A 16536-nucleotide genomic window follows, 5' to 3' on the forward strand; every position below is an offset into this window, starting at 1 on the left:
TACAAAAAAGACAATGTACAATTATCTTATGTACATTGCCTTTTTATTAGCTATTCAGTCTTAAATTTATTCTTTTTTGCGTTTCTTTTCAGCACCTGCAAGACCAAGGAGTCCTGCAGCAGTGACTAAACCAAGTCCGATAGCTGCTTTATCATTATTTTCATCGCCGGTTTGTGGTAATTTCTTAGAATTATTTTCGTTCTTCAATCCAGCTAATCCTGCCTTCTTAAGTGCGCTGGTTGATGCATCATCAAGTGAGGATTGACTGTGAGATTGAGCTGCAATAATTCTACCTTGTCCATCTGTAGATTTCACATAACCTAGAACTTGACCGTGTGAGCCAACAGTTACAATATAACCATGGTTTGCAAGCCATTGTGCATTATTAGCATGTTCAGCCACACCGCCATTTGATGAAGTTGAATTATTATGATGGTTAGTCTTAGATGGAGTTTCATCATTATCTTCGTCTTCATCTCCATCATCAGAATCATCATATCCACTGTCATCAGAATTGTCGTCCTTATTATCTACATCAGTTGGAGTAGTGTCATTACCGTTGTTAGTATTTTCAGAATTATCCTTATTTTCATCACTTGTAGTTTCACCTGTAGTGTTTGAACCAGAAGTATTTGAACTTGAATTATCTGAATTGTTATCGGTATTAGAGCTGCTACTGTTATTAGTAGTGTTATCTCCGGTATTACCACTAGTATTATTTCCAGAGTTGTCACCGTGATCAATGTTGTCACCAGTGCTGCCACTAGTATTATTTCCAGTATTGTCACCATGATCAGTGTTATCACCAGTGTTGCCACCAGTATTACTATTTTCAAAACCAACCATTACAATAATTGGAGCGTTATCACCACCAGTTACTTCAATATCTTTAGTTGGCAAACTTACAATAACTGCATTCTTGTAATTATCGCCACCAGCTTTAATCACATCAAATAAGGATTCAATTACACTCTTAAGTTTATCAGCACTTAATGTAGCCTTACCATCAGTAAGCGGTCCAGTAAACTTAAAGCTTCTAATTTCTTTACCAGTCTTTTCATCCTTAAAGATAATTTCTTGAGTATAGCTAGCTTCTTGCTTATCTGAAACAACAATTGTAGTAGTTACTGTAGTTGTTGATTTATCTGGATAAGTAATCTTGACACCAACATCCTTATAAGTACCTGGCTTCTTCAAGTCTTCGGCTACCTTATCAGGATCAGTCCATTCAAACTTAGTGCCCTCAGGCATCTTATCAGCATTCTTAATTACATCTTCTGGCTTGATTTCACCATTAGTTGTAATTGAAGTATTTTCGCTGACTTCTGGCTTATACTTTTCATTATCTGGTTTAGTTTCTGAACCATTCTTAGTATAAGTAATAGTTAAAGTTTGATTACCATAATCAGCAGTTGGAGTAATTTCACTAACAGTGCCACTTGCAGTATAGCCATCAATTACTGGAACCTTAATTGATGCAAAGTTCTTGTCACCACTTGCAGTCCAATCACCATAACTAACTTGTCCAGTTGCAACTTGAACAGTAGCAGTTCTAGTAAATTTAACTGTTTGAACAGTGGTTGAAACTTTACCAGTTAATGGATCAACAATATTAACTGTTCTAGTAACTGTCTTATTCAAATCTTGTTCAGTTAAGCCATTTGGATAAGTTTGACCATGAGCACCATCAATATCAGTTCCTGGAATCTTTGGATCACTTGGATTTACTTGAATAGTAGTTGAAACAACCTTGATATTAATAGGATTATCAGTTTCTTTAATTACTACGCTGGTTGGAACTGTTTCTCCATCTACTAACTTCCAGTTAATTGGAAGACTAGCCTTAACATCAACTGTTGAACCAATCTTGCCAGTTACATATTGACTACCAACAATATTGCCATTTGAATCAACATAGTCAATTGTTTGCTTTTGTTCACCGCTTGGAATCTTAACTACTTCAACTGTCATTGGCTTAGTGTCCTTACCAAATGTAATTTGGGTTGGAACACTAGCACCATTTGCAACTTCATATCCATCTGGAAGGTCTAGTGGAATAGCTATAGTTTGTCCAGTTTGTCCAGTGATAGTTTGAGTTGAAACAGTTTGACCATTTTCAATATAGTCAATCTTAACTTCTTGCTTGTCACCTACATAGTTAACAACAATTGTGCTATCTACTGGAACACCTTCAGAGTTAAAGCTTGCATTAGTTGCAGGAACATATTGCTTACCATCTTTAGTTATCAACTGAACATCATTTGATTCTGCAGTATAACCTGCCATTGATACAGCTTGTTCCGGATATTGACTTGTAGTTGAAGCAGATTGCCAATTACTATAAGTAGTCTTTCCAGTTACTTCATCAGTAGTTGATACACGATAAAATGCTAAGCTAGCTGTTGACTTACCAGCAGGTTGACCAGGCCAATTCATAATAATTGTTCTAGTTACTTGCTTGAATAATTCTGGGTTAGATTGATCATTACGTCCGTCAACAATAGTTAACTTATGTTCAATTTGAATTGAAATATCCTTATTGTCATTTGCTCCAATTGTTACGCTGGTTGGAATTGTGGTATTTGGAACTAATTGCCAATTCTTAGGAATATCCAAGTTCAACTTAATACTTTCACCAGTTTTACCAGTTACAGTTTGAGTTGAAATTACTTGTCCATCTTTATCAAGGAAATTAATCTTTACACTTTGAGTTTGAGGATTATAAGTAATTGAAATTGCTTGATTATCTGGGCTGCCATTTACAAGACCTGGTTGTGCTGGTAAGTATAGCTTGCCATCTTTAGAAATCAAGTCAATCTTTTGACCGCCTTTAGTAGCTACTACATCATAACCTTTCAAAGTTGGCACTTCTAATTCACCAAAGTCAGTTACTAAGTGACCTTCAGTACCACTATTTGATTTCCAATCAGTGTAAGTAGTTTGACCAGTCTTATTATTAGTTGTCTTATCTCTATAGAAAATCAAATGATTTTCAACTGACTGACTCTTACCATCTGGACTTGTAATTGTAATAGTTTGAGTAATTTCACGATACAAGTCTGGGTTAGTTTTATCATTAAGACCGCTAACTGTAGTGGTATCACTCTTATCTGGATTATTTGGATTGTCCGGATTATCTGGAGCAGAAGTATCTTTAACTACTGCAATATTTATACTTTCATTCTTATCTTGGAAGGTGTAGCTTGTTGGAACTTTTTCTCCGTCAGCTAACTTGTATCCATTTGGAATATTAGCAGTAATTTGAGCTATGCTTCCTTTAGGACCAGTAACACTTTGACTTGCTACTTGCTTATCACCATCCATGTAATTAATGGTATAAGTGTAAAGCTTAGTATCTGGGTTTACAGGATTATCCTCTTTACCAGTTGAGTCATTCTTGTAATTAATAGCAATTGTAACGTCACTTGGTTGACCATCTTTAAGTCCAGAAATACCAGAAATTGTAGCAGTATTACCTTGAATAAGTGGAGTAATTATTCGACCGTCATTTGTAGTAGCAACAATAGTATATCCATCAATTGTCGAAACCGTAATAGTTGGGAAAGTAGTTGACTTATCTGACATATTAGATTGCCATTCACCATAAGTCCACTTACCAGTTGCAGGATCGATAGTTCCATTTCTGTAGAATACTAGACTTGCATTTTGAACTACTGGATCTTTACCAGGGTAGTTAACAATTACAGTATCAGTTACAGTTCTATAAACTTCTGGATTATTTTGGTTAGCTGGATCATTACCATTAATAGTCTTTGGTTGAATCAAAACAGTTTGAGCTGCTGGATTTTGAGTACCAAATGTGTACTTTCCACTTGGAATAGAAGTACCTGGAACAATTTCCCAGTTGGTTGGAATGTCTAACTTAAAGTCAACAGTTTCACCAGTCTTACCAGTTACAGTTTGAGTTGAAACAACTTGCTTATCGCCATTATTAACAAAATTAATTGTCATTGTATGAACTGTATCTGGAGTATCTGGCTTACCAGTATCTTTATTAATGTATTGAATTTGAACACTAATGTTAGTTGGTTGATTATCAACTAAAGCTGAAATTCCTGAAATCGTTGCTTCATTACCATTAATTGTTGGGGTAATTGTTTGTCCATCACTAGTAGTTACCTTAAGATCATAGCCATCAATAACTGGAACAACCATCTTACCACCAAATGTTGTTGAACCATCCTTCATATTTGACTTCCATTCACTGTAATCATACTTACCCGTTGCTGGGTTATAAGTAGCATCTCTATAAAAATCAAGCGTACCTCCAGATTTAGTTTCACTAGCTTGACCTGGAGTAGCAACTTCATAAGTCAAAGTAACTTGCTTATAAAGTTCCGGATTCTTTTTGCCTTCTGCAGTGTTTCCTTGGATGACCTTTGGTTCAACATTTATTACAGTTGACATATCTTTATTGCCAAATGTGACCTTGCTTGGTACTTGTTGTCCGTTTACTATTTGGTAATTCTCTGGAACTTGTAAATCAACACTTACTTCTTGGCCTGCTTTGCCCTTTACACTTTGACTTGATACAGTTTGACCATTGTAATTGTAGTCAATTGTGTAAGTGTATTCCTGATCTGGGTTAACAGGCTTATCAGTTGTACCAGTCTTGTCATTGATGTAGTCAACATTGATTGTTACATCTGTTGGTTGACCATCCTTAAGTCCAGATACTCCTGAAATTGTTGCTGTGTTACCACTAATTGATGGAGTAACTTCTTGACCTGTTGAAGTTGTAACCTTGATTGTGTAACCATCAATTACCTTCAAGTTTGTCATACTTGCAAAATCAGTTGTACCATCTTGCATATTTGACTTCCAGTTACTGTACTTCCAATTGCCAGTCTTCGGATCCATTGTACGGTCTCTGTAAAAGGCCAATGTGGTCTTAGACTGTTGAGTAGAACCATTAGGAAGAGTGAAATTGTATGTACCAGTTACAGTTTGGTACATTTCTGGATTTGATTGATTTTCACTAGAATTACCATGGTAAGTAATTGGAGCTACATTGAAAGTGATTGGCTTAGCGTCTTTACTTAAGTTAATTACTGTTGGAATGCTAGTTTGTCCTGCCCAAGTGTAGTATTCAGGAGCTTGAATCAAAACTTCGCCATTTTGTGCAGTTCCGCTTGTGATTACCTTGTAGCTTGTGCCAACTTTTCCAGTTAACTTATCAGTTTTAACAACTGTACCATCTGCAACATATTGAATTTCTTGTGTTACTTCTTGGTCTGGGTTGTTTGGATTATCTGGGTTATCCGGATTGTCTGGATTATTCGGGTTGTTCGGGTTGTCTGGATTACTATTTGCTACATAGTTAACTTCAATATTGATATTTGCATCAGAAATTGGTTGTCCATCTGCAGTAAGTACAGGTTGAGCTGCAATTTCTTGGCCATCTGCTGTATCAATAACTTTTGCTCCAGTAACATCAACCTTATAACCTTGAACTGTTGGAATCTTAATAGCTTCAAATTCTGTAACTGGCTTACCACTACTATCAACAGTGTTTGATTTCCAATCACTATAAGTAATTTGACCAGTTGCTTCATTAGTTGTCTTAATTCTGTATAAAACAATTGATTGACTTTGAGTATTACTATTTGTTCCTTCTGCCAAACTTACCAGCATTTGTGTATTAGTTGCAGTTGAACTTGGCATATTAAATGTGATTGTTCTAGTAATCACACGATATAGGTCAGCTGATTTAGAACTTAAACCATTCTCAGTAATAATATTAGCTTCAACGTTAACATTCATTGCCTTTGGATCACTATTTCCAAAAGTTACCTGACTTGGAATTTGACTACCACTTGCAACTTTATATCCCTTTGGTAAATCAAGACTAATTTTAACTGTTTCACCAGCCTTACCAGTTACATTTTGACTAGCAATAGTCTTGCCATTGTCTACAAAGTTAATAACTTGAGTATAAGTTTTATCCTTATCAGGATTGTCTGGATTAGTCGAGCCAGTCTTTTCAACATAGATAGTCTCAGTTGACATTTGACCATTTCCAAATGTAATTGGACTACCAATAATACTTTGTCCACCCACAATTTGATAACCTGCTGGAACATCATTAGTGAAGCTAACTTCTTCACCAACTTTACCAGTTATAGTTTGAGTAGAAATTATCTGATTATCAGCTTTGTTAACATAGTTAATTACAAGTGAGCGAGCAGTATTAGATGGGTCAGCGTCAGGTTTACCAGTGGCATTATTAATATAGTTAACTGTTACATCAACGCTTTCTGGCTGACCATTAACCAAACCTGAAATACCAGAAATAACAGCTTGCTTACCACTAATAGTTGGAGTTACTGTACGACCATCATTTGTAGTTACTTGTAAAGTATAACCTTCAATATCATTTGGAACAGTAACACTTGCAAAAGTAGTTGAACCATCTTGCATATTTGACTTCCAATCACTGTAATCATATTTACCAGTTGCTGGATTATATGTTGCAGTTCTATAGAAGGAAAGAGTTGGAGCAAAGCTTTGACTTGCTTGACCTGGAATATTAATAGTGTAATGAGCAGTTACAGTCTTATATACTTCTGGATTATTTTGATTACCAGAAATTTGTCCATCAATTACCTTTGGCTGAACTTGAACGGTTATTGGAGCAAGTTGACCATTACCAAACTTAATTGTAGTTCCAGTAGTAATCTTGTCACCATTTGGAATCAATTGATAATTTTCTGGAACTTCATAAGTAATAGTTTTGCTTTCGCCAATTTTACCAGAAGCAGTTTGACTGCCAACAGTTTGATCATTGTAAACATAGTTAATAGTTACACTACGAGTAGTATCATCTGGATTGTCTGGTTTACCAGTTTGGTCATTAATGTATTCTACAGTAATAACAACATTAGTTGGTTGACCATCTTTAAGGCCGGATACTCCTGAAATAGTAGCAGTTGATCCTTCAACAGTTGGTGTAATTGTTTGTCCTGTATCAGTTGTAACTTTAAGGGTGTAACCTTGAATATCGGCTGGAACGGCAAGACTAGCAAAACTAGTTGAACCATCCTTCATATTTGACTTCCAATCACTGTAATCATACTTACCCGTTGCTGGATTATATGTTGCAGTTCTATAGAAGGAAAGTTGTGTAGTTTGAGTATTAGTCTTTTCACCTGGAATAGTTACATCATAAGTTCCTGTTACAGTTCTATAAACTTCTGGATTATTTTGATTACCTTCAGTATTACCTTGGATGACCTTTGGTTCAACATTTATTACAGTTGACATATCTTTATTGCCAAATGTGACCTTGCTTGGTACTTGTTGTCCATTTACTATTTGGTAATTCTCTGGAACTTGTAAATCAACACTTACTTCTTGATCAGCTTTGCCCTTTACACTTTGACTTGATACGGTTTGACCATTGTAATTGTAGTCAATTGTGTAAGTGTATTCTTGGTTTGGATCAGCCTTCTTTTCAACATAAACCGTCATTGGTTTTAAGTCTTCTGTACCAAAGGTAATGCTTCCACCAGCAGGTTGACCACTAACAATTTGATAACCTTCTGGAGCTGTCAAAGTATAGTTAACAGTTTCACCAGTCTTACCACTAATAGTTTGTGTGCCTACTTGTTGATTATCAGCTTGGTTAATAAAGTTAACCACTTGATTATAAACTTTATTAGGGTCAACTGGCTTATCAGTTGTACCAGTCTTGTCATTGATGTAGTCAACATTGATTGTTACATCTGCTGGTTGACCATCCTTAAGTCCAGATACTCCTGAAATTGTTGCTGTGTTACCACTGATTGATGGAGTAACTTCTTGACCTGTTGAAGTTGTAACCTTGATTGTGTAACCATCAATTACCTTCAAGTTTGTCATACTTGCAAAATCAGTTGTACCATCTTGCATATTTGACTTCCAGTCACTGTACTTCCAATTGCCAGTCTTTGGATCCATTGTACGGTCTCTGTAAAAGGCCAATGTGGTCTTTGATTGACTTGTAGATCCTCCCGGCATTGTGAAGTCATATGTTCCTGTTACTGTCTTGTACATTTCTGGATTTGACTGATTTTCAGTACTATTTCCATAGTATGTTATTGGAGCTACATTAAAGCTAATTGGCTTAGCATCTTTACTTAAGTTAATTACTGTTGGAATGCTAGTTTGTCCTGCCCAAGTGTAGTATTCAGGAGCTTGAATCAAAACTTCGCCATTTTGTGCAGTTCCGCTTGTGATTACCTTGTAGCTTGTGCCAACTTTTCCAGTTAACTTATCAGTTTTAACAACTGTACCATCTGCAACATATTGAATTTCTTGGGTTACTTCTTGGTCTGGATCATTTGGATTGTCTGGGTTGTTCGGGTTATTAGGATTATCTGGGTTATCCGGATTAGTTGAACCCTTAACTACTTGAACATTCAATGTTTCGTTCTTATCACTAAATGTATAAGTACTTGGAATAGTAATACCTTCAGCTAATTTATAACCATTTGGAACCTGTGCACTAATGTTGGCTGTCGTACCAGCTTTACCAGTTACACTTTGGCTACCTACCTTAGTTTCACCATCCAGATAGTTAATGGTGTAAGTATATTCCTTAGAACTTGGATCAACAATTGGATCTTCTTTACCAGTTTGATCATTAATGTAAGTTACTTGAACATTTACATCTTCAGGTGTTCCCTTTACAAGAGCAGATCCACCAGAAACTGTGGCAGTATCTCCATTCACTGTTGGGGTAATCTTTTCACCACTGCTTGCATTAACTGAGATAGTATAGCCCTTAATTATTGGAACATTTACTCCAGCAAATGTAGTAGAACCATCCTTCATATTTGACTTCCAGTCAGTGAAGTCATACTTTTTAGTTTCTGGATTATAAGTTGCATTTCTAGTAAAGCTTACATTAGATTGATTTTCCACTTTAGCTTCTTGACCAGGAAATGCCACGGAAATAGTTCCATGAACAGTCTTGTGATATTCTGGATTATCCATATTATCAGCTGCATAAATGGTCTTTGGTTCAACTAAAACAGTGATGTCTTTTGGAGCTTGACCACCAAAAGTATACTTACCATTTGGAACTGGTGTATTTGGAACTACTTGCCAATTTTCAGGAATTTCTGCTTTAATATCAACGCTTTCACCAGCTTTACCAGTTATAGTTTGACTAGAAACTACTTGCTTATCAGTGTTATTTACATAATTAATCTTAAAGCTTAAGTTATCAGCTTCGTAGTTAACAATATAACTAGTGTCTTTACTATCAGGAGTAGTTTGAACTGCTGGAATAACCAAATTACCTTGAGCATCTTTTTCAAGAGTAATTTGCTGACCATCCATAGTAACTACTGGTGTATAACCAGTTGCTAATGAAACATTATGTTCTGAGAAGCTAGTAACTTCCACACCATCTTTCTCAGCAGCTTGCCACTTATCATAAGTAGTTTCGCCAGTTGCTTTATTATAGCTACCATTTCTGTAGTAGATAATTTGGTAAGTATTAGTTGTTGGCTCTTGTCCTGGTAAATTATAAGTTACAGTTTGTTTGATTTCTCTATAGTAATTAGGATCATTTTTATGCTTATCCCAAATTTCTGGAACTACAACTGCATTTACTAAAACAGTAATTGCTGCTGCCCCACTAACTAGAGTAAATGGCTTAAGTTTTTGCTTAGCTAATTCATAATTATCTGGAGCTTTGATTAAGACTTCATTCTTACTCTTATCAGGCGTACCTTGAGTAATTGGTTGATACATTGTACCAGCTTGACCAGTAACTGTTTGGGTAGCAACTACTTTTTGAGTTTCTTGATCTACATAATCAATTACTTGAGTAACTTCTGTCTTCTCATCACCAGTACTACCACTATCGCCTTTATCTGGGTCTGTTGAAGTTGTTTTGACAATCTTATAAGTCAAAGTCTTATCTTCATTTGCAAAAGTAATAGTACCTGGAAGAGTTACACCATCTGCTAACTTGTAACCCTCTGGAACTTGAAGAGTAACTTTAGCAGTTGTTCCAGCTAGTCCAGATGCAGTTTGCTTAGCCACAACTGTATCACCATCTACTAATTCAAGAGTAGTAGTTGTATTCTTAGCATCTGGTTCAATTGGTTTACCAGTTTCATTATTGATGTAATCAACATTGATAGTAACATCAGTTGGTTGACCATCCTTTAATGCTGAAACTCCTGAAATAATAGTCTTATTACCATCAACTGCAGTAGTTACTTCTTGTCCAGTTGAAGCAGTAGCTTTAATAGTGTAGCCATCAATATTATTTAGAGTAACTGAAGGAACATCACTTGAACCGCCAGTCATATTTGACTTCCAATCAGTGTATTCCATTTTTCCAGTCTTAGGATCCATAGAAGCAGTTCTATAAAAGACAATTGAAATTGGTTGGGATTCACTGACTTTTCCAAGAATATTATATTTATAAATTCCTGTTACCTTTTTAGTAAGATCTGGATATTTAGCAGCATCTTCAGGATTTGCCCCAGAATATACAATTGGAGTTACTTGAATAGTAATTGGTTGGGATCGCTTTTGTAAAACAATTGGTGAAGAAATACTTGATTGATTAATCTTATAGCCATCTGGAGCTTGAATTAAAACTTCACCATTTTGTGCAGTACCATCAAGAATAACCTTATAACTAGTACCAACTTTATCAGTCAAATGTTGTGTTTTAACTGTTGTACCATCTGCTACATAATTAATTACTTGAGTTACAGTACTTTCCTTATCAGGATCTTGAGCTGGATCATATTTTTCAACTGGAATAGTGAGAGTAGTGTTTTCATTATATGCTCGTGCAGGAATTGTTGCAGTCACTTGGTAACCATTTGGAACATTTGCCTTAACAAAACCAGCAATGTTTTGTGACTTACCTTTAGTAACACTAATATTAGTAGTACCAATAGTTTCATTATTGTAAGTGTAATTTACAGTAACATTAACTTTATTACTATCTGGATTAGTTGCAACAACTTGTATGTTCTTAGTTACATCTTGATCGGTAAAGGTGTAATTATTATCAAGTTTTTCTCCATTAGCAAGCTTATAACCCTCAGGAACTTTGACTTTAGAAGCAATATCAACTACAGAACCAACAGTTCCAGTTACAGTTGCAGTAGCAACTGTATTATTTCCATTTACAAAATTAATAATGTATTTAGAAGTCTTATCACTTGGAGTATTAGAACCAGTATTGCCAGAATCACCCTTCTTTTGAACTGTAACATCAAAAGAAGTTTGCATATTTGGTCCAAAAGTAATTTGAGAAGGATAATTACCATTAATTTGATAGCCTTCTGGTACATCTAACTTAGTAGTGTTATTTGTTCCATCTAAGCTAAATTCAACTTTTTCACCAGTTTTACCTGATACTTCTTGATTGCCGATATTTTGTTTATCGCTTGTCACATAGTTAATAGTATAAGTGTAAGTTGCATTCGGATCATCTGGCTTACCAGTCTTGTCATTGTTATAAACTAAACTCAAGTTGTATGCACTTGGTCCATCAACTGGTGCATTAACTGCTGGGATAACTACTTTGTTATCTGCATTTGGTGTCAATGTATGACTTTGACCATCTGCATCTGTATAAACTGCAGTGTAGCCCTTAATTGCAGAAAATGGTACTTCTGCAAAACTTGTTATCTTTTTACCAGTGTTTTTATCTGTAGCAGCTACCCAATCACTATAAGTAACTTTACCAGTTACTTCATCTTTAACACCATTGCGAACATATGAAATTTGATTAGTTAAAGTTTTGGCACTTTCACTTGGATAAGTGTAAGTAATTGTTTCAGTGATTACCTTGTTATAGTTAGAATCATCTTTGTGATCTGTCCAAGATTCTTGAGCCTTTTCATGAGCAAGCTTAATTTCAATTGGAGCTGCATCTTTAGCAAAAGTAATATTTGCTGGTAATTGTTGACTAACTGCTACATAACCCTTAGGAATTGCAATAGCAATCTTACCATCTTTGATAAGTGGTTGAGTATCACCAATCTTGCCATCTAAAGTTCTTGATTCAACTACCTTGTTATTATCATCTGTATCAACAAAGTTAATAACTTGACTTGCAGGCTGACCAACGTCTCCACTTGCATCATGCTTTTCTACATAAATAGTTGTTGATTCATCCTTTGAACCAAATGTAACTGAACCACCATTTGGAATTTGTCCTTGATCATTAGCAACTAAATCATAACCTGCTGGAACTTGAAGAGTGTAGTCAACTTTTTCACCAGTTTTACCAGTTACTTTTTGACTGCCAACATTTTGATTATCACTCTTAGTTACATAATTAATGGTGTAAGTATACGTTGCGTTGGAATCAGTACTCTCTGAACCTGACGTCTTTACAACATTTACATCAAAAGTAGTTTGCATTCCTTCACCAAATTTAATATATGAAGGATATTTACCATTGATTTGATAACCATTTGGAACATTTAACTTAGTGGTGTTATTTGCACCATCTAAACTAAAGTTAACTGTTTCTCCAGCTTTACCAGTTACTTCTTGTTTAGCTACGTTTTGCTTATCAGCTAAATAATTAATAGTAAAGGTATAACTAGCATTTGGATCAATACTTTCTGAACCTGAACCTGATTTCTTTACAACATTTACATCAAAAGTAGTTTGCATCCCTTCACCAAAAGTGATGTATGAAGGGTATTTACCATTAACTTGATAACCTTCTGGAACATTTAACTTAGTGGTGTCATTTGCTCCATCAAAACTAAAGTTAACTGTTTCACCAGCTTTACCAGTTACTTCTTGCTTAGCTACATTTTGATTACCATTTAGATAATTAATTGTAAATGTGTAATTAGTCGCTGGTGTATCGGTCTTATCTTTTTCAACGTATAAGGTTTGGCTTGCATGTTTATTGTCAGGACCAAGCGTCATAGTAGACGTATAATTTTGACCACTTACTAAATGCCAACCTTCTGGAACTTCTAACTTCGTAGTTCCATTACTTCCAGTTGTAGTAAAGTTAACAACTTGACCAGTTACACCTGTAATGTTTTGGGTATAAATAGTCTTACTTTTATCATTGTTATCAATATACTTAATATTTGCAGCAGCTTGGTCAGCTGTATATTTAATATTGATTTTCTTATCAATTGGTTCACCATTTTCAGTAAAAGCATCAGTTGAAGGGATATAGTAATCTTGACCTTTTTTGGTTAAATCAATTGTTTGACCATCTGAATCTGCACTTGGTGTGTAACCATTGAAAGTTGGAACTTTTTGTTCTGCAAATTTTTTATCAGTTGGAGTATAACTCCAATCAGAATAAGTAGCTTCTCCTGTTACAGAATCTATTTTTTTATTGCGAGTTGCATTGGCTTGTGTACTAGTAGTAAAAGTCTGGGTAGAGGTACCATCTTGATTTTGAAAACTTGTACCATTTGGTGCAGTAACAGTAATAGTTTCTTTAGCAGTTTTACTTAAATCATCTTGAGAATCAGATGCAACTTTTTCTGCATGTTTTTGTGCATCTTGTTTTAAAGCATTGGCATCTGAAGTAACTTTACTTTCATTTAAATTACTACGACCAGCCATACCTGCTTTTTCAAGTGAAGAAATATCTACATTAGTTGAAGCTTGATTTTTATCATTTGCTTGCTTAGTAGTAACTTCTTTTGCTTTATCACTTTCTTGATTCTCATTTTGTTTTTGAGAAATTTCTTGATTTGAATTTTCAGCTTTATTATCAACAGTATTATTAGTTGATTGAACTGAATTTTGCTCAGTTTCTTTATTACTCTCTTGATTAGAAACAGTAGCATCAGCATTAACCACTACCTTATTAATATCTTTAACATTAGTGGTGTCTGCTTTTGCTACATGACTAGGATCACTATCCACACTCGGTTCTTTTGCTGGATTTGTATCTGCCTTTACAGTTTGACTATTTGCCATTCCCATAAAGCTAATTCCAATTAAAACAGATGCAGCACCTGCTGAGAACTTACGGATAGAAAAACGTTCATTTCTTTCCTCCATTTTACGGAGTCGTTCATTATAATTATTTTTCGATAACATTTAATCAGCCTCAGTATAAAGTGTACAATCTTATATATAATTACATTACATAATAATAGTAACATATATAAATAACTATTGTTACTATTTCTTTCTGATAAAATCTCAGAATTATTTATAACAAAAAGCAACGCACTCTGCGTTGCTTTTTTGCTCGCGCTACTTACGCTTACCTGTTAAACCAATCAAACTAATTAAAGTTGCAGCTACACCAAGTACCATAGCAGCAGTACTTGTATTATGGTCTCGAATAGCTTGTCTTTCTCTTTCACGTTCAGTTGGTCTAATTCTATCTGCTTGAGGAATAAAGTGATCATAACGACTTGGTAAAGCAGGATTTCGCATTGCAGCAGGTACATATTCATTTCTTATATGTGTTGGAGCACTTACTTGCTTTTCTTTATTTTCTATTTGCTTTTGCTTTGCATCTTCTGCTGCCTTTTCTTCTGGTGTACGTTTCTTTCTAACACCAATAGTGAAGATTTGAGTCATTAAGTCATTATTATCAAAGCGTTGAACAACACCTTCTCGATCAAAGTTATTAAATACGATTTCATAACCAGCATCTTCAATTGCCTTAAGAGGAATTTCAGTACTGTATAAATCATTAATACTTTCACCGGGTTTACCTACCAAAGGTCCAGATGATGTTAATTGCGCACCATTTTTATCAATATCAATAAAGTTGATAATCGCAACTTGATCATGTGGTTCTACTGCACTAGCAGTGTCACTAACTTGACTTTCTACATCATTCGGCACATTTTGTGCCACTGCAGCAGGTCTTTCTATATTTGTTTCTTGAATAGGTTGTGCTTCAACTGGAGTCGCTACAGCTGCAGGAGCCTCAGTGTTTTCTTTAGGCTCATCTTGATTTTCAACTTTTTCAGGTTTAATCACATTTGAGCCTACTACTTCTGGTTGATTTTCTTGATTTGCCATATTTTCCTTTTCATCCTGATCTTTGAATTTGTTTTTACCTACTGGAATAACTAAAACGTCACTCTTAGTATCTGCCTTATAAGTTACTTTCAAATCTTTATCGGGTTGATGAGGAGTAACAGTCATTAAGTCACTACTATATCCCTCTACAGTAGGAACGATTTCATCAGGCATCACCTTAGTTGGATCAGTCTTAAGAGTAGTAAATACGGGTTGATCCGCACCTTCAATTGGATCACCATTTTCATCAACTGGTATAATACGACCATTTTCAACATAATTTACATTGACGATTCTATCTTCACGCGTAATTGGTTGTGCCTTAACCACTTTTACATCAGTATGATAGCCAGGTACCACTGGAACTTTTACATCATGAAAAGAATCAGGATCTACAACCCAGTCAGTAGTATACTTACCATTTTCTATAATTTGACCTGTAGGAGCAATCACAGTTATAGAACGATTCCAAATTGCATTTTGGACATTGTTAACTGGAGTCTTTTCACCTGCACCTTCAAAATCAACTGCAAAAGTTGTTTCTTGATGATATTCTGTTGGTTTAACTTTGTCATTTGGATGATCCACGTTAACTTGTGCCAATTCATGCTTCATAGTAATAATAAAAGTTGGAACAACATCATCACTATTTAGATAGAATTGAACTTCACCACCTGGGTTAAAGCCATTATTTACAAGTGAATAGCCCTTTTCATTTAATTCATCAATTTTAGTTTGAGGGTCATATTCAATAGGTGTATTAGGCATGCCTGTCAACTTATCTGATACAATTTCTCGATTATCATCAGTTATATCGACAAATTTGATAATTGCTGACTGCTCATCTGTTGAAGGATCTTTGTTAATATCATATTCAACAGTATATTCTCTATCGGGGTCATCAACATTGACTAATTCGCCACCTACAACAGTTTCATCAGGAATATAGCTTGGAATAGTTGGAGTACCAATCATTAAATGACATTGACTTTCTGGCTTCCAGCCCTTATCCTCAATCATCTTATGGGTAACTTTATCAACCTCAATAGTATGATTAAATATAATATGTGAAACATTATCCTGCGGACTTCTTCCCGCGGCTCCAGTATAGTGGACTGTTTGCGTACCAATCTTTTGGAGTTGTTCCTTACTAAACCCAAATCCGGGATTATCTACATCTACAACTTCATGACCATGACGAAAGCTAATTTCATATGGAGTCTCTTCATCATCACCAAAAAGTGGCTTTTTACCATTTGGATCAAATTTATTTTCAACAAGAACATAACCCTTGTCTTCTAATTCCTTGATCTTAGAACCACTATCAAACTCAATTGGAGTGTCCTTATTTCCTTCCAATTCGCCAGAGGTTCCAATGTTAGCTAAATCGTTATCTATATCTATGAAGTTTACAACTGCTTTTCGACCCTTACCAAAAAGAGCCATCTTTCTTGTTAATTTATTCATTAGATTCTAGCCTTTCATATACATCTATTATAATACGAGATAGTCTATTTTCCC

2 protein-coding genes are annotated in these 16536 nt (G+C 35.2%); both read right to left on the reverse strand.

Translation table 11 applies throughout. The features are described from left to right. Positions 1 to 66: 66 nt before the first annotated feature. The gene (locus ACTHPI_RS07450) at positions 67 to 14073 is read right to left on the reverse strand and encodes a mucin-binding protein (RefSeq protein ID WP_445353535.1); all 14007 of its coding nucleotides are present in this window, start codon (positions 14071 to 14073) and stop codon (positions 67 to 69) included. Positions 14074 to 14232: 159 nt separating this feature from the next. After that, entirely contained in the window at positions 14233 to 16482 is a 2250-nt protein-coding gene (locus ACTHPI_RS07455; RefSeq protein ID WP_445353536.1) for a mucin-binding protein, read from the reverse strand. Positions 16483 to 16536 lie beyond the last annotated feature (54 nt).

This window comes from Lactobacillus sp. PSON, from assembly GCF_052615405.1.

Bases quoted from the DNA above. Each gene is read 5' to 3' on its own strand.
- ACTHPI_RS07455 (WP_445353536.1), bottom strand. From the start codon at position 16,482: ATGAATAAATTAACAAGAAAGATGGCTCTTTTTGGTAAGGGTCGAAAA.
- ACTHPI_RS07450 (WP_445353535.1), bottom strand. From the start codon at position 14,073: ATGTTATCGAAAAATAATTATAATGAACGACTCCGTAAAATGGAGGAA.